Source organism: Micromonospora sp. I033, assembly GCF_053890995.1.
Window position 1 is genome coordinate 1 of record NZ_JBSSLX010000075.1, and the last position, 23,788, is coordinate 23,788.

General features: G+C 74.2%; 24 protein-coding genes, 2 tRNA genes and 3 pseudogenes. 17 read left to right on the top strand and 12 right to left on the bottom strand.

What is annotated here, in order from left to right; all coding sequences use genetic code 11:
• The 4 genes and pseudogenes from ACW0Q9_RS14995 to ACW0Q9_RS15010 form a co-directional block, all read left to right on the top strand.
• Positions 1 to 582 (top strand): annotated as a pseudogene (locus tag ACW0Q9_RS14995) (hypothetical protein); the annotation flags it as partial.
• A 50-nt stretch (positions 583 to 632) separates the two neighbouring features.
• Positions 633 to 706 (top strand) — tRNA-Met (locus tag ACW0Q9_RS15000).
• A 145-nt stretch (positions 707 to 851) separates the two neighbouring features.
• Positions 852 to 925, top strand: a tRNA-Met gene (locus tag ACW0Q9_RS15005).
• A 109-nt stretch (positions 926 to 1,034) separates the two neighbouring features.
• Entirely contained in the window at positions 1,035 to 1,283 is a 249-nt protein-coding gene (locus ACW0Q9_RS15010; RefSeq protein WP_151465371.1) for a hypothetical protein, read from the top strand.
• A 45-nt stretch (positions 1,284 to 1,328) separates the two neighbouring features.
• Here the strand turns inward: ACW0Q9_RS15010 and ACW0Q9_RS15015 are convergent, their stop codons facing one another.
• Complete coding sequence (locus ACW0Q9_RS15015; RefSeq protein WP_456181684.1) at positions 1,329 to 2,648, bottom strand: ABC transporter substrate-binding protein; 1,320 nt, start codon at positions 2,646 to 2,648, stop codon at positions 1,329 to 1,331.
• A gap of 139 nt (positions 2,649 to 2,787) precedes the next feature.
• Between ACW0Q9_RS15015 and ACW0Q9_RS15020 the strand changes: the two genes are divergently transcribed.
• Positions 2,788 to 3,621, top strand: coding sequence for a phosphoribosylaminoimidazolesuccinocarboxamide synthase (locus ACW0Q9_RS15020; protein ID WP_456181686.1), 834 nt, complete (start codon positions 2,788 to 2,790; stop codon positions 3,619 to 3,621).
• A 1-nt stretch (position 3,622) separates the two neighbouring features.
• Here ACW0Q9_RS15020 and glpK read toward each other — a convergent pair whose 3' ends face one another.
• Positions 3,623 to 5,107 carry a glycerol kinase GlpK gene (gene glpK / locus ACW0Q9_RS15025; protein WP_456181688.1) on the bottom strand — a complete coding sequence of 495 codons (1,485 nt, stop codon included), beginning with the start codon at positions 5,105 to 5,107 and terminating at the stop codon, positions 3,623 to 3,625.
• A gap of 65 nt (positions 5,108 to 5,172) precedes the next feature.
• On the opposite strand from glpK, the gene ACW0Q9_RS15030 reads away from it, so the two are divergent.
• The gene (locus tag ACW0Q9_RS15030) at positions 5,173 to 6,111 is read left to right on the top strand and encodes a ribose-phosphate diphosphokinase (RefSeq protein ID WP_456181690.1); all 939 of its coding nucleotides are present in this window, start codon (positions 5,173 to 5,175) and stop codon (positions 6,109 to 6,111) included.
• 22 nt (positions 6,112 to 6,133) lie between these two features.
• Here the strand turns inward: ACW0Q9_RS15030 and ACW0Q9_RS15035 are convergent, their stop codons facing one another.
• Positions 6,134 to 6,598, bottom strand: a complete 465-nt coding sequence (locus ACW0Q9_RS15035; protein ID WP_456181692.1) for an ATP-binding protein — start codon at positions 6,596 to 6,598, stop codon at positions 6,134 to 6,136.
• A 115-nt stretch (positions 6,599 to 6,713) separates the two neighbouring features.
• Between ACW0Q9_RS15035 and macS the strand changes: the two genes are divergently transcribed.
• Together macS and ACW0Q9_RS15045 are read left to right on the top strand one after the other, a co-directional pair.
• The gene (gene macS / locus ACW0Q9_RS15040; protein WP_456181694.1) at positions 6,714 to 7,838 is read left to right on the top strand and encodes a MacS family sensor histidine kinase; all 1,125 of its coding nucleotides are present in this window, start codon (positions 6,714 to 6,716) and stop codon (positions 7,836 to 7,838) included.
• An 11-nt stretch (positions 7,839 to 7,849) separates the two neighbouring features.
• Positions 7,850 to 8,482, top strand: coding sequence for a response regulator (locus ACW0Q9_RS15045; protein WP_456181721.1), 633 nt, complete (start codon positions 7,850 to 7,852; stop codon positions 8,480 to 8,482).
• 4 nt (positions 8,483 to 8,486) lie between these two features.
• On the opposite strand, the gene ACW0Q9_RS15050 is transcribed toward ACW0Q9_RS15045, so the two are convergent.
• From ACW0Q9_RS15050 to ACW0Q9_RS15060, 3 genes are all read right to left on the bottom strand, one after another.
• Positions 8,487 to 9,059 (bottom strand): DUF5709 domain-containing protein, encoded by a 573-nt coding sequence (locus ACW0Q9_RS15050; RefSeq protein ID WP_456181696.1) that lies wholly within the window; start codon positions 9,057 to 9,059, stop codon positions 8,487 to 8,489.
• A gap of 80 nt (positions 9,060 to 9,139) precedes the next feature.
• A complete protein-coding gene (locus ACW0Q9_RS15055; protein WP_456181698.1) occupies positions 9,140 to 9,871 on the bottom strand; it encodes an ATP-binding protein in 732 nt (243 codons plus the stop codon).
• A 59-nt stretch (positions 9,872 to 9,930) separates the two neighbouring features.
• Positions 9,931 to 10,929 carry an SDR family oxidoreductase gene (locus ACW0Q9_RS15060; RefSeq protein ID WP_456181700.1) on the bottom strand — a complete coding sequence of 333 codons (999 nt, stop codon included), beginning with the start codon at positions 10,927 to 10,929 and terminating at the stop codon, positions 9,931 to 9,933.
• A 224-nt stretch (positions 10,930 to 11,153) separates the two neighbouring features.
• On the opposite strand from ACW0Q9_RS15060, the gene ACW0Q9_RS15065 reads away from it, so the two are divergent.
• On the top strand, positions 11,154 to 12,416 hold the full coding sequence (locus tag ACW0Q9_RS15065) for a glycosyltransferase (RefSeq protein ID WP_456181702.1): 1,263 nt from the start codon (positions 11,154 to 11,156) through the stop codon (positions 12,414 to 12,416).
• On the opposite strand, the pseudogene ACW0Q9_RS15070 reads toward ACW0Q9_RS15065, so the two are convergent.
• The 4 genes and pseudogenes from ACW0Q9_RS15070 to aroA all read right to left on the bottom strand — a co-directional run bounded on the left by ACW0Q9_RS15070 (position 12,311) and on the right by aroA (position 16,623).
• A pseudogene (locus tag ACW0Q9_RS15070) lies at positions 12,311 to 13,284 on the bottom strand (hypothetical protein). The gene ACW0Q9_RS15065 and the pseudogene ACW0Q9_RS15070 overlap by 106 nt on opposite strands.
• Before the next feature lie 60 nt (positions 13,285 to 13,344).
• A complete protein-coding gene (gene hisN / locus ACW0Q9_RS15075) occupies positions 13,345 to 14,163 on the bottom strand; it encodes a histidinol-phosphatase (protein ID WP_456181704.1) in 819 nt (272 codons plus the stop codon).
• Between the two features lie 60 nt (positions 14,164 to 14,223).
• Entirely contained in the window at positions 14,224 to 15,159 is a 936-nt protein-coding gene (rsgA, locus tag ACW0Q9_RS15080) for a ribosome small subunit-dependent GTPase A (RefSeq protein WP_456181723.1), read from the bottom strand.
• Between the two features lie 162 nt (positions 15,160 to 15,321).
• Complete coding sequence (gene aroA / locus ACW0Q9_RS15085; protein WP_456181706.1) at positions 15,322 to 16,623, bottom strand: 3-phosphoshikimate 1-carboxyvinyltransferase; 1,302 nt, start codon at positions 16,621 to 16,623, stop codon at positions 15,322 to 15,324.
• Positions 16,624 to 16,725: 102 nt separating this feature from the next.
• Here aroA and ACW0Q9_RS15090 point away from each other — a divergent pair, with 102 nt between their 5' ends.
• The 5 genes from ACW0Q9_RS15090 (at position 16,726) to rsrA (ending at position 20,238) form a co-directional block, all read left to right on the top strand.
• Positions 16,726 to 17,433, top strand: coding sequence for an SOS response-associated peptidase (locus tag ACW0Q9_RS15090; RefSeq protein ID WP_456181708.1), 708 nt, complete (start codon positions 16,726 to 16,728; stop codon positions 17,431 to 17,433).
• 210 nt (positions 17,434 to 17,643) lie between these two features.
• Complete coding sequence (locus tag ACW0Q9_RS15095; protein ID WP_456181710.1) at positions 17,644 to 18,036, top strand: WhiB family transcriptional regulator; 393 nt, start codon at positions 17,644 to 17,646, stop codon at positions 18,034 to 18,036.
• Between the two features lie 102 nt (positions 18,037 to 18,138).
• Positions 18,139 to 18,756 carry an alpha/beta hydrolase family protein gene (locus ACW0Q9_RS15100; RefSeq protein ID WP_456181712.1) on the top strand — a complete coding sequence of 206 codons (618 nt, stop codon included), beginning with the start codon at positions 18,139 to 18,141 and terminating at the stop codon, positions 18,754 to 18,756.
• A gap of 385 nt (positions 18,757 to 19,141) precedes the next feature.
• A complete protein-coding gene (locus tag ACW0Q9_RS15105; protein ID WP_456181714.1) occupies positions 19,142 to 19,948 on the top strand; it encodes a sigma-70 family RNA polymerase sigma factor in 807 nt (268 codons plus the stop codon).
• A gap of 2 nt (positions 19,949 to 19,950) precedes the next feature.
• Positions 19,951 to 20,238, top strand: coding sequence for a mycothiol system anti-sigma-R factor (gene rsrA / locus ACW0Q9_RS15110; protein WP_355635313.1), 288 nt, complete (start codon positions 19,951 to 19,953; stop codon positions 20,236 to 20,238).
• 103 nt (positions 20,239 to 20,341) lie between these two features.
• Here rsrA and ACW0Q9_RS15115 read toward each other — a convergent pair whose 3' ends face one another.
• A complete protein-coding gene (locus ACW0Q9_RS15115) occupies positions 20,342 to 20,416 on the bottom strand; it encodes a 50S ribosomal protein bL37 (protein ID WP_369700219.1) in 75 nt (24 codons plus the stop codon).
• A gap of 221 nt (positions 20,417 to 20,637) precedes the next feature.
• On the opposite strand from ACW0Q9_RS15115, the gene ACW0Q9_RS15120 reads away from it, so the two are divergent.
• Both ACW0Q9_RS15120 and ACW0Q9_RS15125 read left to right on the top strand, forming a co-directional pair.
• A complete protein-coding gene (locus ACW0Q9_RS15120) occupies positions 20,638 to 20,859 on the top strand; it encodes a biotin/lipoyl-binding carrier protein (protein ID WP_456181725.1) in 222 nt (73 codons plus the stop codon).
• Positions 20,856 to 21,368, top strand: coding sequence for a GNAT family N-acetyltransferase (locus ACW0Q9_RS15125; protein WP_456181717.1), 513 nt, complete (start codon positions 20,856 to 20,858; stop codon positions 21,366 to 21,368). Before ACW0Q9_RS15120 ends, ACW0Q9_RS15125 begins: the two co-directional genes overlap by 4 nt.
• Here the strand turns inward: ACW0Q9_RS15125 and ACW0Q9_RS15130 are convergent.
• Positions 21,366 to 21,997 (bottom strand): annotated as a pseudogene (locus tag ACW0Q9_RS15130) (TetR/AcrR family transcriptional regulator); the annotation flags it as partial. The gene ACW0Q9_RS15125 and the pseudogene ACW0Q9_RS15130 overlap by 3 nt on opposite strands.
• 113 nt (positions 21,998 to 22,110) lie before the next feature.
• On the opposite strand from ACW0Q9_RS15130, the gene ACW0Q9_RS15135 reads away from it, so the two are divergent.
• On the top strand, positions 22,111 to 23,697 hold the full coding sequence (locus tag ACW0Q9_RS15135; RefSeq protein ID WP_456181719.1) for an MDR family MFS transporter: 1,587 nt from the start codon (positions 22,111 to 22,113) through the stop codon (positions 23,695 to 23,697).
• Positions 23,698 to 23,788 lie beyond the last annotated feature (91 nt).

Below are 23,788 nucleotides of genomic sequence, written 5' to 3' on the forward strand. Positions count from 1 at the left end.
GTGGGCTGGGAGATGTTTAAAAGAGACAGCCGTGCCTTCTTCACCCTGGCCGCCGCCAACGCCACCGGCTTCGAAGGCGGATTCGTCCCGGGACCGGTGCTGCCGGCGCTCTGCGGCGCCGAGCCGGGCGAGTCGGGGGTCGTCACCCGCCGTGCCCGGAGCCTGGCGTTCAAGCTGGCCGCCACCCCGAAGGAGTACGTCCCGGACGGCAGCTACCGGCACAGCATCACCGTCTATCGGGACGGACGGGCCGACGACGCGCTGGCCGAGCTGCGGCAGGCCGTGCGGGACTGCCCCGAGCAGCCGGTCTCGGACACGTCGGACGCGACGTGGCACCACCGCCTGTTCCGCGACACCGGATACGGCGACGAGTCGGTGCTGTTCGAGACCCGGACGTTGTCCCGGGACGTCAACGGCGACCCGACGGGCGGCGACGAGGTGCACCTGATCCGGGCGGTCCGGCGCGGCAACGTGGTGACCGTGCTCTGGGAACAGGGCTGGGAGGGCACCTCCACCGACCGCGCCCAGTTCGACGCGGACAGCCGGCGGGCGGTCGACGCGATCCGGAGGTGGCTGCCCTGACGGCCCGTTTTGCGCCCCCTGGGGTCGGTGCGCTACGGTAAACCAGCCGACGCGGGGTGGAGCAGCTCGGTAGCTCGCTGGGCTCATAACCCAGAGGTCGCAGGTTCAAATCCTGTCCCCGCTACTCGTGACGAAGGGCCCCGGAGGAAACTCCGGGGCCCTTTCGCCGTTCCGGACGCCGGCAGGGCGACGGTGACCGACGCCACCCGGCGGGATCGGGGAACCCGGCTGATCTCCACGGCGGACATGAGATAGGCTGTGAAAGCCGACGCGGGGTGGAGCAGCTCGGTAGCTCGCTGGGCTCATAACCCAGAGGTCGCAGGTTCAAATCCTGTCCCCGCTACTGTCACGAAAGGCCCCGGAGGAAACTCCGGGGCCTTTCGCCGTATCCGGGTGCGGTGATCCGGCCCGTCCGTCCTGCCCCGGTTGCACTTCTCGGCGAGGATGGGGGCATGTCTGGTTGGAACAGATGGTGGGGCCGCCTCAGCGCGGTCCTCGGTGCGGTCGTGCTCTCGGTGTTCGTACCGGTCGCGGCCTGGGCCTCCACGGGTACCGGTGAGCTGGTGGTGGAGGCCGCCCGGCGGCGGTCGCGGGGCGGCTTCGGCTTCCTCGGGCTGCTCTGCTGCCTGGTGGTGGTCGTGGTGATCGTGCTGCTGGTGCTGCGACTGATGCGCGGCCGGCGCGGCGGCCCGCCGCGCTGACGATGACCGTTCCGCCCGCCGCGCCCCGGGTGCGGCGGGCGGCGGTCACTCGGCCAGGGCGGCGGTCGCCCGGGCCATGAACCGCGAGGTCGCCGACCGGGCTCCCGAGCGCTTGCCGCGGATGCTCTCGGCCGCCTCGATGAGCAGGGTGCGCACCTTGGCGTGCCCCTTCGGCGGCGGCGCGGGCGCCGGTCCGGCCAGCTCGTCCAGCTCGGTGCCGAGGGACACCACCCGCTTCTGGGTGCGGTCGGTGACGCCCTCGACGACGAACGTGCGGACCGGTACGGCGGCGTTCAGGCCGCGCTCGATGCCGAGGATCCGGCCGGCCGCCACGTTTGTGGTCAGGAAGTTGATCACGTCGACCGCCACCCCGGGGTGGCGGCTGCCGCGGAAGGCGGCCCAGTACATCGACGCCCGGGGCCACTGCGCCGCGGGGGTGCCCGGGAAGGCGGTCAGGTCCAGTTCGTCGTCGGTGAGCCGTTGCAGCTCCGGCAACTGGTGCGACCAGGCGAACGACGCGGCCGCGTGGCCGGTGACCACGAGCTGGCGTGCCAGCTCCCCGCTGTCGGCCTGCTCCACCAGGGCGGCGCTCGGGGTGGCCCGGTCGTACCGGGCGACCTCCCAGAACTCGAACCAGTCGAGCAGCTCGCCGGAGCTGAAGCCGAGTTGCCGCCCCTGGTACAGCTCACTGCCCTGGCCGCGCAGCCAGAGCCAGAGCGCCCGGTAGTCGCCGGACGGGTCCATGGTGCCGGCCACCCGGTTGCCGGAGGCCCGGGTGACCCGGGCGGCCCAGCGCGCGTACTCCCGCCACGACATGCCGGTGCGCGGCTCGGGCACCCCGAGCCGGCGCAGCAGGTCCCGGTTGTAGACCAGCGCGGCGCTGGTCTGCGCGGCGGGCACCGCCATGGTCCGCTCGTCCACCCGGCCGTACCGGGCCAGGTGCTCGGGCAGGCCGCGCAGGTCGAGCCGGTTGTCGGCGACCCAGGGGCTGAGATCGAGGACGATCTCCCGGCGGGCGTACTCGGTGAGGAGGGTGTCGTCGATCTGGAACAGGTCGGGCACGTTGCCGCCGGTGGCCTGGGTGGCCAGCCGGTCGTAGTAGCCGGTCAGCCCCTGCCAGGTCACCCGGAAGCTGACCCGGGGGTTCTGCTGGGAGTAGAGGCGCAGTGCCTTCTCGGTCGCCTCGGCCCGGGAGGTCCCGCCCCACCAGAACACCGACAGCTCGATCGGGCCGTCCTCGACCGGGGTCTCCTCCTCCGGGCCGCAGCCGGCCAGCCCGCCGGTGAGCAGCGGCAACCCGGCCAGCGCGCCGAGCAGCCGGCGCCGGTCGACGCCGGGGCCGGGTACGGACTGCGGTGCGCGCACGGGTTGCTCCGGGGGTACGGGCGGCTGCTGCTGCGGACGGATCATTTACACAGGCCCCGGGCGGGGGTGTCAACGCCGGTGGGACGGGAGGGCCGGTGGCCGCACCGGGCCCCGACCCCACCCATGGTGTACTAGCGCCGTGGAACTTCTGCACTCGGGCAAGGTTCGCGACGTCTACGCCGACGGCGCGGACCTGATCCTCGTCGCCTCCGACCGGATCTCGATCTACGACGTGGCGCTGCCGACCCCGATCCCGGACAAGGGCCGCCTGCTCACCGCGCTGTCGCTGTGGTGGTTCGAGCAGCTGGCCGACCTGGTGCCGAACCACGTGATCTCCGCCACCGACGTGCCGGCGGAGTTCGCCGGCCGGGCGATCCGCTGCCGCCGGCTGGACATGGTCCCGGTCGAGTGCGTGGCCCGGGGTTACCTCACCGGCGGCGGGTTCGCCGAGTACCGGCGCACCGGCGCGGTCTCCGGCGTGGAACTGCCCCGGGGCCTGGTGGAGGCGTCGATCCTGCCCGAGCCGATCTTCACCCCGTCGACCAAGGCGCCCAAGGGCGAGCACGACGAGCCGATCACCTACGCCGAGGTCGTCGACAAGGTGGGCGCGGAGACGGCCGAGCGGCTGCGGCAGATCACCATCGACGTCTACCGGCGGGGCGCGGAGATCGCCGCCGACCGGGGCATCCTGATCGCCGACACCAAGATCGAGCTGGGCTGGGCGCCGGACGGCACCCTCGTCCTCGCCGACGAGCTGCTCACCTCCGACTCGTCCCGGTTCTGGCCGGCGGAGTCCTACCAGCCCGGCCGCGCCCAGTTCTCCTTCGACAAGCAGTACGTGCGCGACTGGGCCACCGGCAGCGGCTGGGACCGGCAGCCACCCGCCCCCGAGGTGCCCGCCGAGGTGGTCGAGGCGACCCGGGCCCGCTACGTCGAGGTCTACGAGAAGCTCACCGGCAACCGCTGGGACTGAGTCACTCGACCCAGTCGAGGGTGCGCTGCACGGCCTTGCGCCAGTTGCGCAGCTCCCGCTCCCGGTGCGCCGGGTCCATCTCCGGCGTCCACTGCGCGTCCGACCGCCACTGCGCGCGCAGCGTGTCCAGGTCGGGCCAGAAGCCGACCGCCAGGCCGGCCGCGTACGCGGCGCCCAGGCAGGTGGTCTCGGTGATCCGGGAGCGGACCACCGGCACGTCGAGCACGTCGGCGAGGAACTGCATGAGCAGGGTGTTGCCGGTCATCCCGCCGTCCACCCGCAGCCGGCGCAGCGCCACGTCCGAGTCCGCGTTCATGGCGTCGACCACCTCACGCGTCTGCCAGGCGGACGCCTCCAGCACCGCGCGGGCCAGGTGCCCCTTGGTGATGTAGCCGGTCAGCCCGGCGATCACCCCCCGGGCGTCGCTGCGCCAGTGCGGGGCGAAGAGGCCGGAGAAGGCCGGCACCACGTAGCAGCCGCCGTTGTCGTCGACCGTGCGGGCCAGCTCCTCGACCTGGGGGGCGGTGGAGATCAGTCCCAAATTGTCGCGCAGCCACTGCACCAGCGAGCCGGTGACCGCGATCGCGCCCTCCAGGGCGTACACGGCGGGGTGGCCGTCGATCCGGTAGGCCACGGTGGTGAGGAGGCCGTGCCGGGAGGGCACCGGCGTGGCCCCGGTGTTGAGCAGCAGGAAGCTGCCGGTGCCGTAGGTGCACTTGGCCTCGCCGGGCTGGAAGCAGGTCTGCCCGAACAGGGCCGCCTGCTGGTCGCCGAGCGCGCTCGCCACCGGCACTCCGGCGAGCAGCCCGTCGGCGGTGCCGTAGACCTCGGCCGAGCAGCGGATCTCGGGCAGCATCGCGGCCGGGACGCGCAGCGCGTCGAGCAGCTCCGGGTCCCAGTCCAGGGTCTCCAGGTCCATCAGCATGGTGCGGCTGGCGTTTGTCACGTCGGTGACGTGCCGGCCGGTCAGCTTCCAGATCAGCCAGCTGTCCATGGTGCCGAAGAGCACCTCGCCCCGCTCCGCCCGGCCGCGCAGCCCGTCGACGTTGTCGAGCAGCCAGCGCAGCTTCGGGCCGGCGAAGTAGGTGGCCAGGGTCAGGCCGGTGCGGGCGCGCAGCCGCTCCTCGCCGTACGCCTCGGCCAGCTCGCGCAGCAGCGGCCCGGTGCGGGTGTCCTGCCAGACCACGGCGTTGGCCACCGGCCGGCCGGTGGCCCGGTCCCAGACCACGGTGGTCTCCCGCTGGTTGGTGATGCCCACCGCGGCCAGGCCGTCCGGGCCGGTGCCGGCGGCGGCGAGCGCCTCCCGCACCACCTGCTGGACGTTCGCCCAGACCTCCTCGGCGTCGTGCTCCACCCAGCCCGGCCTCGGGAAGATCTGCCGGTGTTCGCGCTGGGCCACGGAGACGATCTCCCCGGCCCGGTCGAAGATGATGCACCGCGAGGAGGTGGTGCCCTGATCGATGGCGGCGACGAACTCTCCGGTCACCGCAGCACCGTACCCGCCGGGAGCGTCCACCGTCTCTACCCGATCCACCCGTACGATCAACAGACGTGCGTGACATTGCCGTGTTCAGCGGGACCGCCCACCCGGACCTCGCCGCCGAGATCTGTGCCCACCTCGACGTTCCGCTGCACCCGGTGCGGGTGTCCCGGTTCGCCAACGACTGCCTCGAGGTGCAGTTGCAGGCGAACTGCCGGGAGCGGGACGTCTTCCTCATCCAGCCGCTGGTGCCGCCGGTGCAGGAGCACCTGGTCGAGCTGCTGCTCATGATCGACGCGGCCCGCGGCGCGTCGGCCGGCCGGATCACCGTGGTGCTGCCGCACTACGCGTACGCCCGGTCCGACAAGAAGGACGCCCCGCGCATCTCGATCGGCGGCCGGCTCGTCGCCGACCTGCTCACCTCGGCCGGCGCGCACCGGGTGCTCGCCATGACGCTGCACTCGCCGCAGGTGCACGGCTTCTTCAGCGTCCCGGTGGACCACCTGCACGCGCTGCGCGAGTTGGCCGCCCACTTCCGGGGCCGGGACCTGAGCAACACCGTGGTGGTCTCGCCGGACCTGGGCAACGCGAAGGAGGCGGCGGCGTTCGCCCGGATGCTCGGCACCCCGGTCGCGGCCGGCGCGAAGCAGCGGTTCAGCGACGACCGGGTGCAGATCAGCACGGTCATCGGTGACGTGGCGGACCGGGACGTCATCGTGCTGGACGACGAGATCGCCAAGGGCAGCACGGTGATCGAGCTGATGAGCCACCTGCGCGAGCGGAAGGTCCGCTCGATCCGGCTGGCCTGCACCCACGGCCTCTTCTCCAGCGGCGCCCTCAAGCGGCTGAGCGAGCAGGACGGGGTGCTGGAGATCGTCTGCACCAACACGGTGCCCATCCCCGAGGAGAAGCGGGTGCCGAAGCTGGAGGTGCTCTCGGTGGCACCGGCCCTGGCCGAGGCGATGCGGCGGATCCACAACGGCGAGTCGGTGAGCGCCCTCTTCGGCTGAGGCCCCCACCCGCCGGGTGCGGTCAGTGGTCGGCCGGGCGGCCGGCGGGCCGGGCGGCCAGTGCCGCGGTGATCCGGACGATCGTGCCGGCCTCGCCGGTCTCCACCGCCATGGTGTCGCTCAGCTCCCGGGCCAGCCAGAGACCCCAACCCCCGGCGGTGTCCGGGGCGGGCCGGGCGCGGTCGCTGAGCCGCCGCACGCTGATCCCGTGGCCGTGGTCGGCGACCTCGCAGACCAGCTCGTCGGGGGCGTGCCACAGCCGCAGCCGGCCCTGGCCGCCGCCGTGCCGGACCGCGTTGGTGATCAGCTCGTTGACCGCCAGCACGAAGTCGTCGAGCCGTTGCCCGGCCAGCCCCGCCGCGTGCGCGCACGAGGCGACCGAGTGTCGCAGCTCGGTCACCTGGGCCTGACTGAAGGCCTCGGCGATGAGGAGGGAAGGTTCGATGGGCACAACCGTACGCGGTGCGGGGAGATCTGCATTCGTCATGGCCCCGTCCCGGCAGTGGATCTCGGTGATTTTCGCGGCATTTCCACCGTACGTCAGGGTTTCTCGTGCCGCACCTTGCGGCCCGCGGGTGAGCGGCTGTGGCAGGGTGTCGCGCATGCCGTCGTCCCCGGAGGGCCTGGAGGTCCCGCTCTGGCGGTCCATCGCGGTGTTCCGCTTCGCCTCGCTGGCGTACGTGGGGCTGCTGGTCCTCCGCGACGCCGACCGCTACGCGCACCCGGTTGCCGCCGGCGGCGTACTCCTGGGGATGCTGGCCTGGACCGGGGTGACCGCGGCCGGTTACGCGCGCCCGGCCGGCCGGCGCTGGCCGCTGCTCCTGGCCGACCTCGGCGTGGTGCTGGCGATCATGCTGGCCACGCCGTGGGTGGTCGGCCGCGCGGCGCTCGCCGCCGGCGTGCCCACCCTCACCGTCGCCTGGCTGGCCGGGCCGGTGCTGGCCTGGGCGGTCTCCGGCGGCCGGCGGCGCGGTGCGGTGGCCGCGCTGGTGCTCGGCGGTGCCGACCTGGCCACCCGGGAGCGGATCAGCCAGTCCTCGCTCACCGGGGTGATCCTCATGCTGCTGGCCGGCGTGGTGGTGGGGCACGTGGCCCGGCTGGCCGTGGAGGCCGAGGCGCGGCTGCAACGGGCGGTGGAGCTGGAGGCGGCCACCCGGGAGCGGGAACGGCTGGCCCGGAACATCCACGACTCGGTGCTCCAGGTGCTGGCGCTGGTCCGGCGGCGCGGGGCCGACCTGGACGGCGAGGCCGCCGAGCTGGCCCGGCTGGCCGGCGAGCAGGAGGCCGCGCTGCGCGCGTTGATCGGCCGGGCGGGCGCGCCGCCGGACGGCCCGGGCGACGCCCGGGACCTGCGCGACCTGCTCGACCGGTACGCCTCCACGACCGTGCAGGTGGCCGCGCCGGCCACCCCGGTGCCGCTGCCCGGACGGGTGGCCGGCGAACTGGCCGCCGCGGTCGGCGCGGCACTGGACAACGTGGCCCGGCACGCCGGCGGGCGGGCCTGGGTGCTGATCGAGGACGAGGGGGAGACGGTGACCGTCTCGGTACGCGACGAGGGGCCGGGCATCCCGGACGGGCGGCTGGCCGAGGCCGCCGCGGAGGGCCGGCTGGGGATGGCCCAGTCCATCCGGGGCCGGGTGGCCGACCTGGGCGGCGAGGTGCGCGTCGTCTCCGCCCCCGGCACCGGCACCGAGATCGAGCTGATCGTGCCGCGGAGCGGCCGGTGAGCATCCGGGTGATGGTGGTCGACGACCACCCGATGTGGCGCGAGGGCGTGGCCCGCGATCTCACCGAGGCCGGGCACGTGGTGGTGGCGACCAGTGGGGAGGGGCGCCAGGCGCTCCGGGTGGCCGCGGCGACCCGTCCCGACGTGGTGGTGCTCGACCTGCAGCTGCCGGACGTCTCGGGCGTCGAGGTGATCCAGGGGCTCCGGGCCGTACTGCCGGGAGTGCGGGTGCTGATGCTGTCGGCCAGCGGTGAGCCGCAGAGCGTGCTGGACGCCGTGAAGGCGGGCGCCACCGGCTACCTGCTGAAGTCGGCCGCGCCGGCCGAGTTCCTGGACGCGGTGCGCCGCACGGCGGCCGGCGAGCCGGTCTTCACCCCGGGCCTGGCCGGGCTGGTGCTGGGGGAGTACCGCCGGCTGGCCGCCGCGCCGGCCGCCCCGCACGACGACGCACCCCGGCTCACCGAGCGGGAGACCGAGGTGCTGCGTCTGGTGGCGAAGGGCCTGTCGTACAAGCAGATCGCCGAGCGCCTCGGGCTCTCCCACCGGACGGTGCAGAACCATGTGCAGAACACGCTCGGCAAGCTCCAGCTGCACAACCGGGTCGAGCTGACCCGGTACGCGATCGAGCGGGGCCTGGACGGCTGAGGGCTCAGGTCGCCTCGGGCGGCCGGGTCTCGTGGATGGCCAGCTCCTCCGCGGTCGCCCCACCCCCGGCCGCGCCGGCGTCGTACGCGACGTTGTCCGTCTCCTGGTCGGTGTGCGCGCCCTCGTCCGGCTCGACCAGCCGCCCCACCTGGTGGTCGGCGACCGTGCCGAGCTGGCCGTGGTCGTAGATGGAGACCGGGGAGTGCGGGTCGGAGGTCGGGCCCGGGTCGATCACGTCGGCGTCGAGCTGGGCCTGCGCGGCGGCCTCCTCGCTGTCCGCCTCGGCGGCGATGTCCGGGTCGACCGGGCCGGCCAGCGGGTCGTCGGCGGGGCGCTCGTACTGCTCGCGCTGGAGCTTGTAGTCCAGCGACTCGCCGTCGAGCTGCTCCTCGGCCGTGGTGCCGAACCGGTCCACGGCCACCGGGGTGCGGTCGCCGGGCAGCTGTGCCGGTTCCGGCCCGTCCGCCTCGCGTCCGGTCCGGACGTCGTCGTTGGCCGTCGAGTCGTCGTCGGCGGTGTCGGGCAGGCCCTCCGCCTCGGGGTCGGACACGGGGGTGGGGTACTCGTCGTCGCGCATGCTCGGGATCTACCCACTGCACACGCCGGACTAACCGCAGCCGGCGGGGTGGATCGGGAGGAACGGGGCGAAAAGGGCCCTCAGCCCCGCGGCGGGGCCTCGTCCTCGGCGTGCAGCACGCACCAGACGACCTTGCCGCCGGGCGCCAGCGGAGTGCTGCCCCAGCGCCGGGCCACCGTGTCGATGAGCAGCAGCCCCCGGCCGCCGGTGGAGGTGAGCGGGGCCAGCCCGGCGTACGCCGGCCGCCGGTCGGAGTGGTCCCGGACGGCCAGGTGCAGGGCGCTGTCCCGGGGCGCCACCCGGACGGTCATCGGTGTCCCGGCGTGCGCGACCACGTTGTTGACCATCTCGGTGACCGCGATGGCAGCCGGCTCGGCCAGCTCCGGCACGCCCCACCGGGCGCAGCCGTCGGTGACCAGCGCCCGGGCCTCCCGGGCCGCCGCCACCGCCGGGGGCAGGTCGGCGACCAGCACCGCGGCCAGCGGTGCGTCCCGCAGCGCCGCCTGCGCCGCGTCGAGGGACCGGTGGACCGGCGCGTCGCCGTCCGGCCGGCCGGCCGGGTCGAGCACCAGCATGCCGGCGGCGGGCCAGTCGGCCGCCACGCGGTGCACCTCGTCGAGCACACCCCGGGCCGCCGGGTCGGCGATCCGCACCCCGGACAGGTCGACGATCACCCCGCCCGGGCGCTGCCAGAGCCGGGAGAGCAGCGCGCCCCGGACGGTGTCGCACCCGGCCCGGTCCAGCACGCCGGTCAGCCGGACGACCGCGGAGGACTCGTCCGTCTCGACCAGGCAGCGCACGTCCGTCGGCATGATCGTCCCATTGTGCACGCCGGCCCCCCGGAGCGCATCAGTCCGGTCGGCGGGACTCATCAGCGGTCCGTCCGGGAACGCCGGCTCATCGCCGCCACGGTGCCGACGGCGGTGCCGGCCGCCGCCAGCCCGAAGGCCGCCGTCAGCCGGATCAGCTGCCCGCGCCGGCCCTGCCACCCGTCGGTGCGCTCGGCCGCCGCGTCGGCGTGGAACACGTTGCCGGTGGCGTCCAGGCGGACGCCCGGGCCGAACTGGGTGCGTGCGGTGTACCAGCCGAGCGCCCGCTCGGCCAGCGCCGGGACGAGCCGCCACTGGAGCCCCATCAGCCGGGCCGCGCCCCCGGCGTACGCCTCGCGGCGCGGCCGGCGCAGCAGCCGGACGATCGTCTCGGCCACCAGCTCCGGCGGGTAGACCGGCGGGGGCGGGGTCAGCTCCCGGCCGGTGTGGTTGGCGGCGTGCCGGAAGAACGGCGTGTCGATGCTGGCCGGCAGCACCGTGCAGAGCGAGATGTGGCCCCGGCCGGTGACCCGCAGCTCCTGCCGGACCGTGTCGGCCAGCCCTCGGATGGCGTGCTTCGTGGCGTTGTACGCCGACTGGTACGGCATGGCCACCTCGGCCAGCACCGAGGCGTTGTTGACCAGCACCCCGCCGCCGGCCGCGTCCAGCCAGGGCAGCGCCGCCCTGGTCCCGTACACGGTGCCGAGCAGGTTCACCTCGACCACCCGGCGGAACTCGGACACCGGAATCTCGTCGAAGAGCCCCACCGTGCCGACCGCCGCGTTGTTGACCCAGGCGTCGATCCGGCCGAACTCGGCCGCCGCCCGCGCCGCGAGCTGCTCCACCGCCTCCGGGTCGGTCACGTCGGTCGGCACCACCAGGGCCCGCCCGCCCAGCTCGCGGCAGCGGTCGGCGACCCGGCTCAGCGCCTGCTCGGTCCGGGCGGCCAGCACCACGTCGGCGCCCCGCCGGGCCAGCGCGTACGCGGTGGCCGCGCCGATCCCGCTGGAGGCGCCGGTGATCACGACGGTGGCGTCGTCGAGGCTGCGGGTGAGAGGCATTCTCCGCCCGTACCCCCGGGCCGGGCCGGTCATGCCGCCCGAGTCGCCCGGATCACGGTTCGACGGCTCGCCGTCCGGGCAGATGTCCGGAAGCCGGCTGTCCCGTCCGTGCGACGGTCCGTCGGTCCGCTCCCGATCTGCCAGGTTTCGGCGCACCGGGGCCGGGTTAATGGGACCCTCTGACCGGAGGACCCACCGCTCGCGAGAACGCATGGAGGTGCACCATGCGCGTCGGCCTTGTGTGCGCGCACGCCGGGCACGCCGGCCCGCCCGTCGGCGGTCCCACCGTCGGGACGCACCAGCACATCGCGCGGGTGGCGGCCGAACTCGCCGCACGGGGCCACGACGTCCGGGTGTACGAGCGCCGCGACGCGCCGGACCAGGAGTCCGTGACGGTGGACGGCTACCACCTGGAGCGCGTCCCGGTCGGCAGCGGGGCGGGCGGGCCGACCGCCGAGCTGGTGCCCTACGTGACCGAGTTCGGCCGCTGGCTGGCGCAGCGGTGGTCCGGCGACTGGGTCCCCGAGGTGGTGCACGGGCACTACTGGGTCGGCGGGCTGGCCGCGGCCCACGCCGTCCGGGAGACCGACATCCCGGTGGTGCAGACCTTCCACTCCCTCGGCGTCGAGCAGCTGCGCCACCTCGGCCGGGGCTACGACGGGCCGGGGGAGCGGATCCCGCTGGAGCGGGCCCTGACCCGGGCCGTGGACATCGCGGTCGCCCAGTGCAACGACGAGGTCGACGAGCTGACCCGGATGGGACTCCAGCGCACCTCCGTGGCGATGGTGCCGACCGGGGTGGACACCGCCCAGTTCCACCCGGACGGCGAGGCGGCCCCGCGCGACCAGCGGGCCCGCATCCTCTCCGTCGGCGGGCTCGCGCCCGGGCACGGCCAGGACGACCTCATCCGGGCCATGCGCCTGGTCGGCGACGCCGAGCTGGTGATCGCCGGCGGCCCGCCGGCCGAGCAGCTGGCCACCCACGCCGAGGCGCGCCGGCTACGTGAGCTGGCGGAACGGACCGGGGTCGCCGAGCAGGTCAAGCTGGTCGGCGCGGTCCCGCACGACCAGATGGCGACCTGGTACCGCTCCGCGGACGTGGTCGCCTGCACCCCGCACTACTCGTCCGCCGGCCGGGTGTCGCTGGAGGCGATGGCCTGCGGCGTTCCGGTGGTCGGCTACGCCATGGGCGGCATCGCCGACGCGGTGGTCGACGAGGTGACCGGCAAGCTGGTGCCGCCCGGGGACGTGCGCACGCTCGGGGTCACCCTGCGGCGGATCCTCGCCGACAACGCCGGGCGGTTCGCGTACGGGCACGCGGCGGTGGACCGGGTCCGGTGCAGCTACACCTGGGAACGGACAGCCGGGGCGCTGGAGCGGCTCTACGAGCGGGTGATCGGGCGCCGGAAGCCGGCCGAGCCGGTCGAGCCGACCCCGCGCCCCGTCGAGGTCGCCGCCGACCAGCGCGGACCCGTCGAGGCGGCCTGACTCAGCGCCGGGCGCGGACGGCCGAGCCGGCGCGGATCATCGCGGGTTCCCGGTCCCGGGCGACCGCGTGGTGGTGCTGCGGCTCGGCGTACCGGGTCAGGCCGACCACCGCGGCCAGCGTGGCCAGGAAGCCGACCCCGGCCAGCCACTCCCGGCCCGGCCAGATCCGGTCGTTGAGCAGCAGCAGGCCGATGATCGCCGCGGGTACCGCCCCGGCGGCGTCCATGGCGGCCACCGCGGCCGTGGTCGAGCCGCGCTGCATGGCCAGGCCGAGCAGGAGCTGGCCGACCACCGAGTGGGCGATCAGCAGGTAGAGCAGCGGGTCGCGGACGAAGGCCTCCGCCGAGTCGGCCGAGGCCAGCGGCCGGGCCGCCACCGCGGCGGCGGAGAACGCCATCCCGGCCAGCGAGCCCAGCGCCACCGAGCCGGGCGCGCCGTGCAGCCGCGCGGCGAAGAAGCCGAGCACCGCGATCACCCCGAGCGCCACGGCCAGGCCGATCAGACCGGCGGTGCCGAGCTGCCGGGAGGGCGCGGGCTGGGCGGCCAGCACCAGCGCGGTGATCCCGCCGAACAGCAGCACCAGCAGCGCCACCTCGGCAGCGGGCAGACGCCACTTGAGCACCAGCACGCCGAGCACGGCGGTCACCCCCAGCCCGGCGGCCACGCTGGCCTGGACCAGGAACAGCGGCAGGTCGCGGCGGGCCAGGAAGGCCAGCACGAAACCGACGACCTGGCAGGACAGCCCGACCAGGTAGGTCCGGTGGCCGGCCAGCCGGAGCAGCAGCCCGGGGTCGAAGGTGTGGTGCACGGTGGTCCGCGCCGCGGCCACCGACTGGAGGAGGTTGGCGAAGCCGTACGCGACGATCATCGCCGCCAGGAAGCACCAACCGGAGGACACCACCTGGCGAGGATAGAGGTTACCGGCGGGTCAGCGCGCGGCCGGCCGCCCGAGCCGGGCCAGGATGTCGTCGTGCAGCGCGCCGTTGCTGGCGAGGGCGCTGAACTCGCCCGAGCCGTCCCCGGCCGGGGCTGGCCGCCCGGCCAGGTCGGTGATCGTGCCACCGGCCTCGGTGACGATCGGGACCAGCGCGGCGACGTCCCAGAGCGACAGCTCCGGCTCCACCATCACGTCCAGCGCCCCCTCGGCCAGCAGCATGTAGCCGTAGAAGTCGCCGTACGCCCGGCTGCGCCAGGCGTCCCGCATGATCTGGAGCATCGCGTCCAGCCGGCCGGCCTCCTCCCAGCCGGTCAGCGACGAGTAGCAGAAGCTGGCGTCGGCCAGGGCGGTCACCCCGGAGACCCGGATCGGCGCGCCGGAGGCCTGGTCCGGGCCGGCGAAGGCGCCCGCGCCGCGGGCCGCCCACCAGCGCCGCCCGAGCGCCGGGGCGGACACCAGGCCGAGCACCGGCCGGTCACCCTCCAGCAGCGCGATGAGGGTGGCCCAGACGGGTACGCCCCGGACGAAGTTCTTGGTGCCGTCGATCGGGTCGACGACCCACCGCCGCCCGCCCGGGCCGGTGGCGGGTTGCTCGCCGTACTCCTCGCCGAGCAGGCCGTCGCCGGGGCGGTGGGTGGCCAGCAGGGCACGGATCTCCCGCTCCACGGCGGTGTCCGCGTCGGAGACCGGGGTCAGGTCGGGCTTCGACTCGACCCGCAGGTCGAGGGCGCGGAACCGGGCCGTGGCGACGGCGTCGGCGGCGTCCGCGAGCTGGTGGGCGAGGGCGAGGTCGTCGGCGTACCCGGTCATGCCGGACACGCTAGCGACGCCCGCGCGGCCGCGACCGGCGGGTGGCCGGGGTTCCGCCGGTCAGGAACCGGCGAGCGGGTCGCCCGGGTTCCGCTCGGGCTCGCGCGGGTCGCCCTCGCCGCTGCGGGAGGCCAGCAGCCGGCGGTACGAGGCCAGCCGGCGCGGGTCCGCCTTGCCGGCGGCCACCCACGCGTCCAGCGCGCAGTCCGCCTCCTCGGCCGTGTGCTGGCAGTTGGCCGGGCAGTCGACCGTCGCCTCCACCAGGTCCGGGAAGCCGTGCAGCAGGCTCTCCGCGGAGACGTGCGCCAGCCCGAAGCTGCGGACGCCCGGGGTGTCGATGATCCAGCCGGGGTCGCTGTCGCCGGAGGCGAGCGGGGGCAGGCGCAGCGCCACGGCGCTGGTCGAGGTGTGCCGGCCCCGGCCGATGGCGCTGACCGTGCCGACCGCCCGGTCGGCCTCCGGCACGAGGCGGTTGACCAGCGTCGACTTGCCCACCCCGGAGTGCCCCACCATTACCGAGATCCGGCCGGCGAGCAGCGCGCGCAGCGCGGCCAGGTCCGAGTCCGGCCGGATCAGCACGTACGGCAGCTCCAGCTCGGTGTAGTAGCCGAGCACCGCCTCCGGGCCGGCCAGGTCGGCCTTGGTCAGGCAGAGCAGCGGCTCGATGTCCGCGTCGTACGCGGCGACCAGGCAGCGGTCGATGAACCCGGTGCGCGGCGGCGGGTCGGCCAGCGCGCTGACGATCACGAGCTGGTCGGCGTTGGCCACCACCACCCGTTCCAACCGCCCCTCGGCGGTGGTGGCGTCGTCCTCCGCGGTGCGTCGCAGCACCGACCGGCGCTCGGCGATCCGGACGATCCGGGCCAGCGCGCCGGGTGCGCCCGAGGTGTCGCCGACGAGGCTCACCCGGTCGCCCACCACCACCGACTTGCGGCCCAGCTCCCGGGCCCGCATCGCGGTGACGGTCGCGTCGATCGGCCCGGCGTCGGGGAGCACGCAGGTGTAGCGGCCCCGGTCGACGGCGATCACGAACCCGTCGACGGCGTTCTCGTGCCGGGGCCGGGTGCGCGTACGCGGGCGCGACGACTTGCCGGGTCGGACCCGGACGTCGTCCTCGTCGTACTCCCGCCGCTTCGTGGCCAGGACGTCCCCCCGTCGTCAGCTCTTGCCGGTCACCATCCCCGACCATAGTGCCGGGAACTCCGGCATGGTCTTGGAGGTGCAGGAGACGTCGTCGACCTCGATGCCGGGCACGGCCAGCCCGGCCACCGCCGCGGCGTGCGCCATCCGGTGGTCGTCGTAGGTCCGGAACGTCCCGCCGCGCAGCGGGCGGGGCCGGATCTCCAGCCCGTCGGTGGTCTCGGTGATGTCGGCGCCCAGCGCGGCGAACTCCTTCGCCAGGGCGGCGACCCGGTCGGTCTCGTGCCCCCGGATGTGCCCGACGCCGGTCAGCCGGGAGGGGGAGTCGGCGAGCATGGCCAGCGCGGTCAGCACCGGGGTCAGCTCGCCCACGTCGGAGAGGTCGGCGTCCAACCCGCGCACGGTGCCGGTGCCCCGCACGGTCAGCCCGGCGGTGCCCAGCGTCACCTCGCCGCCCATCCGGTGCAGCAGCCCGCGCAGCTGCTCGACCGGCTGGAGGCTGCTGCGCGGCCAGCCCTGGAGGGTCACCTCACCGCCGGTCACCAGGGCGGCGGCGAAGAACGGCGCCGCGCCGGAGAGGTCCGGCTCGATCTCCCAGCCGCGCCCGGTCAGCGGGCCGGGCTCGACCGCCCAGACGTCGGGGGTGGTGTCGTCGACGGCGGCGCCGGCGGCGCGCAGCATCTGCACGGTCATCCGCAGGTGCGGCGCGGACGGCACCGGCGGGCCCACGTGCCGGACCACCACGCCCCGGTCGAACCGCGGCCCGGCCAGCAGCAGCCCGGAGACGAGCTGGCTGGAGGCGGAGGCGTCGATGACCACCTCGCCGCCGGTGACCCGGCCGGCGCCGAGGACGACAAGCGGCAGGCTGCCGGTCGGCGGGGCGTCGATGCGGACGCCGAGGGAGCGCAACGCGCCGATCAGCGGGCCGAGTGGGCGGGTCCGGGCGTGCGGGTCGCCGTCGAAGGTGACCCGGCCCTCGGCCAGGCCGGCGACCGGCGGCAGGAACCGCATCACCGTGCCGGCCAGGCCGACGTCGACGTGCGCCGGGCCGACCAGCGGATGCGGCCGGACCAGCCAGCGGTCGTCGTCGGAGATCGACACGTGCGCGCCCAGCTCGCGCAGGCCGCCGGCCATCAGCTCGGTGTCCCGGGCGCGCAGCGGCCGGTCGAGCGTCGACGGGCCGCTGGCCAGCGCGCCGAGCACCAGGGCCCGGGCGGTCATGGACTTGGAGCCGGGCAGGCGCAGCGTCGCGGCGACCGGGTCGCTCGCGGTCGGCGCGGTCCACGGCTGCGGCGGCCTCGTCGCGGTCAGATTCCCCACGCTCACATTCTGCCAACTCCGTGGGCCGGTGGAACCGCCGGTCGCGCCTGCTCCCGGTTGGCGGGACAGCCGGAACGCCGGCGGCGGGTTAGCGTTGGCGCCATGTGCGGGAGGTACGCGACGACCCGGAGCGCGGGCGACCTGAGCGCGCTGTTCGAGTCGTCCGACGAGACCGGCGGGGTCGGCCCGGACTTCAACGTCGCCCCGACCGATCCCGTGCCGCTGGTCCGGCTGGCGCCGGAGGGGCACCGGCTGCTCTCCGTCGGCCGCTGGGGGCTGGTGCCGCACTGGTCCCGCACCGCCTCGGGCGCCGCCCGCATGATCAACGCGCGGGTGGAGACGGTCGCCACCAGCCGGGCGTACGCCCCGTCGTTCGCCCGGCGGCGCTGCCTGGTCCCGGCCGACGGCTGGTACGAGTGGGTCCGCCAGGCCGACGGCCGGCGGCAGCCCTACTTCATGACCCCGCGCGACGGGTCGGTGCTGGCCTTCGCCGGCATCTGGTCGGCCTGGGAGTCGGCCGGCGAGGCCCGGCTCACCTTCAGCGTGCTGACCACCGTCGCGGTCGGCGAGCTGGCCGAGGTGCACGACCGGATGCCGCTGCTGCTGCCCCGCAAGCGCTGGGCGTCCTGGCTCGGCCCGACCGAAGAGCCCGCCGCGCTGCTCGCGCCGCCCGCCTCGGCCTGGCTCGCCGGGCTGGAGATCCGCCCGGTCTCGCCGGCGGTCGGGGACGTCCGCAACGACGGCCCGGAGCTGACCGCCCGGGTCCCCTTGGCGCGTGCGGAGGCCGACACGGAAATGACGTTGTTCTGATCACGCTCAGCACATTGTCGTGTGCTGATTTGCCGGGGTTGCGCCTGAAACGTCGCCCGGCCGTTTAGCCATGTTTACCGAAGACCCTTGTCCCCGCCTGCGCAAGTGCGATAGAACACAGCGCCGGTGTTGGGCGTCTGTTCGCACGGGGCGGATGACACCCATCGATCCTTCATGATCATTGCCGGTCCCACGGGGGAGGTGGGTGTATTGACACGGGCACGTATGCCCCGCCCGCACGAGGTGGCCGCCGCACGGCGAGATCCGCGACTGCTGCGGGCCCTGCACGAGCGGCGCCAGGACGAGGCGTGGCGGACCAGAGGGACCTGCCAGAGCGTGGACCCGGAGACGTTCTTTCCGGCACCCAACGAACCGGCCGACGCGGCCGTGGCGCTCTGCCGCAGTTGCGACGTCCAGGGGTCCTGCCTGGCCTGGGCACTGGAGGTGGGCGACTGCCACGGCGTGTGGGGCGGCACCACACCGCGCGAGCGGCGCGCCATGCTGGTCGCCTGGCGCAGCGAGGTGCAGCCGGACCCGGACGCGGTCGACGAGGCCGGCCCGCCGGTCCGTGACCGGTTGCTGACGCTGGTGCCGTCGAGCTGATACCCGTTCACCGCCGCCCGCGTTTCCCGACCCGGAAACGCGGGCGGCGGCGTTTCCCGACCTGGCGGCCGTCGCGGTCCGCGTCGGACGCAGAATGGGCCGGTGCGGCACAGCGACGAGATCGGGACACCCCGCGGGCCCGCCCGGGTCCACACCGACCTGCCGGCGGCCGGCGGCGACACCCTGCTGGTGCTCGGTCACGGGGCCGGCGGCGACGTGGACGCCCCCGACCTGGTGGCGGTCCGCGACGCGCTGGTCGCCGCCGGCCTGGGCGTGGTCCGGGTGACCCAGCCGTACCGGGTCGCCGGGCGGCGCGCGCCCGCACCGGCGGGCCACCTCGACGAGGCGTGGACGGTGGTGCTCGCCGAACTCCGCGTCCGCCACCCGGAGGTGTCCCGCTGGGTGGTCGGCGGTCGGTCCAGCGGCGCGCGGGTCGCCTGCCGCACGGCGCACGCGGTCGGTGCGGCCGGCATCGTCGCCCTGGCGTTCCCGCTGCACCCGCCCGGGCGGCCGGAGCGCTCGCGGGCCGGGGAGCTGCGGACCGGCCTGCCCACACTGGTCGTCAACGGCGACCGGGACCCGTTCGGCGTGCCCGAGCCGGGGCCCGGCATCGAGGTGGTGATCCGCCCGGGGGAGCGACACGACCTCCGCGGCGACCCGCCGGCCACCGCGGAGGTCGTCCGCGACTGGCTCGGCAGGCGCGGCTGGCTCCCGGCCTGACCTCGCCGGCTGGCCCTTGGGGTTCCACCGACGGAGGCTGACACGGGCCGCCCGCAGCCGTCGGCGATGTCGTGCGCGACTCAGCTCGAACGGCGCGCGGTGTGGAGGGAGAGACTCCGAGGGCCCTCTGCCGGGGGCGGGCTGCGGCGTGGAGGGGCGCCACGGCGGCGGGTGGCGTGACCGTCCGTGGCGGCGGGTCGTTGCTACGGGTGGTGTCGGGCGCACCGGTTCGGGCGTCCGGGGCCACCCTCCCAGGCCCTTCCTGGTCCCAACGTCGGTCGCGGCCGAGGTCGGGGCCAGGAACGGGTGGGCGGTGACGGAATGTCCCGCCCGGCGGCGCGCGTTACTACCTCCGGATGACATTTGCAGCCGAGGGGGGTGACCGGTGCCGACCGAGACACGGAGCCGGGAGCGGGACGAACGGGACGCGCGACAGCTCAAGCAGCTGCTCGACGCGCCGGAGTGGCCCGCGACGGCGTCGGCCGTGAGCACCAGCACACAGTCCGGAAGTGAATCTGCCGACAGGTGGGTACGCGTATCCTCGGCGAGAAAGCATCCGACGCGAGGGGACGTGCGGTTGACGACCGAGAAGACGGACGAGCGCAGGGCCCGCTTCGAGCGGGACGCGATGCCCTTCGTCGATCAGCTCTACGCTGCCGGGCTGCGGATGACCCGCAACCCGGCGGATGCCGAGGATCTGGTCCAGGAGACGTACCTGAAGGCGTACGCCGCCTTCCACCAGTTCGAGCAGGGCACCAACCTGAAGGCCTGGTTGTACCGGATCCTGACCAACACCTACATCAACTCCTACCGCAAGCGGCAGCGCCAGCCCGTGCAGGCGCCCACGGACGAGATCACCGACTGGCAGCTCGCCGAGGCCGAGTCGCACACGTCCAGCGGGCTGCGGTCGGCGGAGACCGAGGCGCTGGACCGGCTGCCGGACAGCGACGTCAAGGAGGCCCTCCAGCAGTTGCCGGAGGAGTTCCGCCTGGCGGTCTACCTGACCGATGTCGAGGGCTTCTCCTACAAGGAGGTCGCCGACATCATGGGCACCCCGATCGGCACCGTGATGTCGCGGCTGCACCGGGGCCGCCGTAATCTGCGCAAGCTGCTCGAGCAGTACGCGTCGGAGCGGGGTTTCACCTCCGCGCCGTCGAAGGGTTCGACCGCCGCTGCCGGCCGGGAGGTGTGACCGTGAGCTGTGGGAAGCCGCACGAGACGGACTGCCGCGAGGTGCTCGCCGAGGTCTACCTCTACCTGGACCTGGAGTGTGGCGAGGAGCGCCGCGTCCTCATCCGGGAGCACCTGGAGGAGTGCGGGCCCTGCCTGCGCGAGTACGGCCTCGAGCAGGAGGTGAAGGCGCTGGTCGCCCGCTGCTGCGGCAACGAGATCGCGCCCGAGCAGTTGCGCGAGCGGCTGCGGGTCCGCCTGACCGAGCTGGTGGTCTTCGAGACCACGGAGTCCCGCGAGCTGGCCGACTGACGGCAGCGGGCACGAACTGAACACACCGGTGGCCCGGGTCCGTCTGGACCCGGGCCACCGGTGTGTCCGGCCCCGGGGGCCGGCACCGCTCCGATCCCGGGGATCAGGAGTTGGGGCGCTTGCCGTGGTTGGCGCCGCTCTTCTTCCGGGCCTTCTTCTTGCGGGCCTTCTTCGCCATGCTCTGCCTCCTTGTGCTGGTCACGGTCCGGCCGCGGGCGAGCGCGGCGGAGGTCGCGTACCGGTTCCCGGGCGCCGGGAACCGACGCGCTGATGCTAGTGCCGACGGCGGTGCCCGGGGACCGGCGGGGGCGGAACCGGCGTGCCGGGCGCGCTGTGCCCGGGCGTGACCGGGCTCATGATTGGATACCGTTCGCAGCAACACCGGTGGAGAGGGAGGGCCTGGAGATGGCCGAGGAGATCCGCGCCGAGATGGTGGCGAACGTCTGGAAGGTCGTCGCGTCGGCCGGGGACACCGTGTCCGAGGGCGACACGCTGGTGATCCTGGAGTCCATGAAGATGGAGATCCCGGTGATCGCCGAGTCCGACGGCGTGGTGCAACAGATCGCGGTCAACGAGGGCGACGTCGTGCAGGACGGTGACCTGATCGCGGTGATCGGTTGACCGGGCTGCTGGTCCGCCGGGCCGAGCCGGCCGACTTCCCGGCGGTGGCCCGCCTGACGGTCGCCGCGTACGAGGCCGACGGACAGCTCAAGGGTGAGAGCGGCTACGCGCCGGTGCTCGCCGACGTGGCCACCCGGGCCGAGACCGGTGAGGTGCTGGTGGCCGTCGACGAGGCCACCGGCGAGGTGTTGGGCGCCGTGACGTTCGTGCTGCCCGGCACCCCGTTCGCCGAACTCGCGGGCCCGGGCGAGGCCGAGTTCCGGATGCTCGCCGTCGACCCGGCAGCGCAGGGCCGGGGCGCCGGGGTGGCCCTGGTCGACGCCTGCGTGGCGCGCGCCACCGAGCTGGGCTGCTCGGCCGTGGTGATCTGCGTACGCAGCGGGATGGCCGCGGTGGCGCGGCGGCTCTACGGGCGGCTGGGCTTCGTGCGGGCGCCGGAGAAGGACTGGACCCCGGTGCCCGGCGTGGACCTGCTCGGCCTGCGCCTGGACCTGCCGCCGCGCGTCTGAACCCGGCCGGCCCGCCGGCCGCCCGCCCCGGTCGGGACGCGTCGGCGGCCCATCCCGGGTCAGGGGGCGTCGGCGATCCGCGCGAGCAGCTCGTCGGCCACCTCGAGGGCGATCTTCTTGCGCTCGTCGTCGGTGATGCCCGGCGTGCGGACCGCGAACCAGCTGCTGTGCACGGCGAACAGCGTCAGCACGGCGCGCAGCTGAGCGGCGGGGGAGTCGTCGCCCCGGCTCAGCTCGTGCGCCAGCCGCATCATCCGGTCGCGCATCTGCTGCCCGGCGGCGAGGCTCTTGAGCACCGTCTGGTTCTGCTCGAAGAACCGCATCACCGAGGGCTGCTCGCCGGCGAACATCGCGTCCGCGTACCGGCTGATCAGCTCGCGTCGGGTCGCCAGCGTGGCCGGCTGGGTGCCGGCCCACTCGATCAGCTCGTCCATCCGGTGCAGCCGGTCGTCGACGAAGCTGCTGACGATCTCGTCCTTGCTCTTGAAGTGGTAGTAGAGGGCGGCCTTGGTCACGTTGAGCCGCTCGGCGATCTCCCGGAGCGAGGTCTTCTCGTACCCCTGCTCGGTGAAGAGCTCCAGCGCGACGGCCTGGATGCGCTGCCGCGTGCCGCCTGTGCTCTCCCTCACCCGTACCACCCAATTCGCTTGACGGTTCCTGCTGTCCAACTTACCGTCCGGCTAGTAAGGTAGCTAGCCGGACGGCAAGTAAGTTGGTCACAGATCTTCGGGGGAGCTTACCCATGAGTCAACCAGCCCAGGTGGCGGCGCGACCCAACGTCCGGGTCGTCCTGTTCGGCCTGATGATCGCGATGATGCTCGCGATGCTCGACAACATGATCGTCAGCACCGCGCTGCCGCGGATCGTCTTCGAGTTCGGTGGGGCCGACCATTTCACCTGGGTGGTCACCGCGTACGTGCTGGGCACCACGGTCTCCACCCCGATCTGGGGCAAGCTCGGTGACCTGTACGGCCGCAAGGGGGTCTTCCTGACCTCGGTGGTCGTCTTCCTGATCGGCTCCGCGCTCTGCGGCATGTCCGGATCCAGCGTCTTCGGCGGGGTCGACACCGGCATGATCGAGCTGATCGCGTTCCGGGCCGTCCAGGGCCTCGGCGCCGGCGGCCTGATGGTCGGCGTCATGGCGATCATCGGTGACCTGGTGCCGCCCCGCGAGCGGGGTCGCTACCAGGGCATGATCGCCGGCATCATGGCCATCGCCATGGTGGCCGGCCCGCTGGTCGGCGGCTTCATCACCGACCACCTCTCCTGGCGCTGGGCCTTCTACGTCAACCTGCCGCTCGGCGGCGTGGCGCTGCTGGTCCTCGCCACCACCATGCACCTGCCGAAGTACCGCACCGAGCACAAGATCGACTGGCTGGGCGCCGCGCTCCTCTCCGTCGGCATCACCGCGATCGTGCTGGTCACCACCTGGGGCGGCAACGAGTACGACTGGGCGTCCCCGCAGATCCTCGGCCTCGCCGCGCTCGCCGTGGTCACCCTGGCCGCCTTCGGCCTCGTCGAACGGCGCGCCGCCGAGCCGATCCTGCCGCTGGGCCTGTTCGCCAACCGCAACTTCGCCCTCATCTCGGTCATCGGCTTCCTGCTCGGCTTCGCCATGTTCGGCGCCATGAACTTCCTGCCGCTCTACCAGCAGACCGTCCAGGGCGCGTCGGCCACCAACAGCGGCCTGCTGCTGCTCCCGCTGATGTTCGGCATGCTTGTGGTCTCGCTGGTGGTCGGCCGGGCCATCACGAAGACCGGGCGCTACCGGGCCTTCCCGATCGTCGGCGGCGTGGTGATGGCCGCCGGCATGGGCCTGCTGACCCAGCTCGACCTCGACACCAGCAAGACGGTGTCCTCGCTCTACATGGTCGTGCTCGGCGTCGGCATGGGCTTCCTCATGCAGACCTCGATGCTGATCGCGCAGAACAGCGTGGAGCAGAAGGACCTGGGCGCGGCGAGCGGTGCGGCCACCTTCTTCCGGTCCATCGGCGGCTCGTTCGGCGTCTCGCTCTTCGGCGCGATCTTCGCCAACCGGCTCGCCGACTCCGCCGCCGGCCCGGCCTTCGCCGGCGGGGGCGAGGGCGGCGCCATGAACCTGGAGAAGCTCAAGGAGCTGGCCGGCCCGGTGCGGGAGGTCGTGCTCGGCGCGCTCTCCGACGCCATCTCGCACGTCTTCATCTGGGCGGTCCTCTTCACCGTGGCGGTCCCGGTGCTCGCCTGGTTCATCAAGGAGGTCCCGCTGCGCACGGCGAACGCCGCCCCGCCGGCCGACGCCACCCCGGAGGACCAGGCCGAGGCCGCCCTCGGCAAGGCCCCCGTCGCCTGACCCACCCGCCGCGGCCACGCCGACCCGTCACCGGGGACGGCGTGGCCGCGCCGTTTCGCGTCAGCGACCGAAGAGGCCCGTGAGGCGGTGC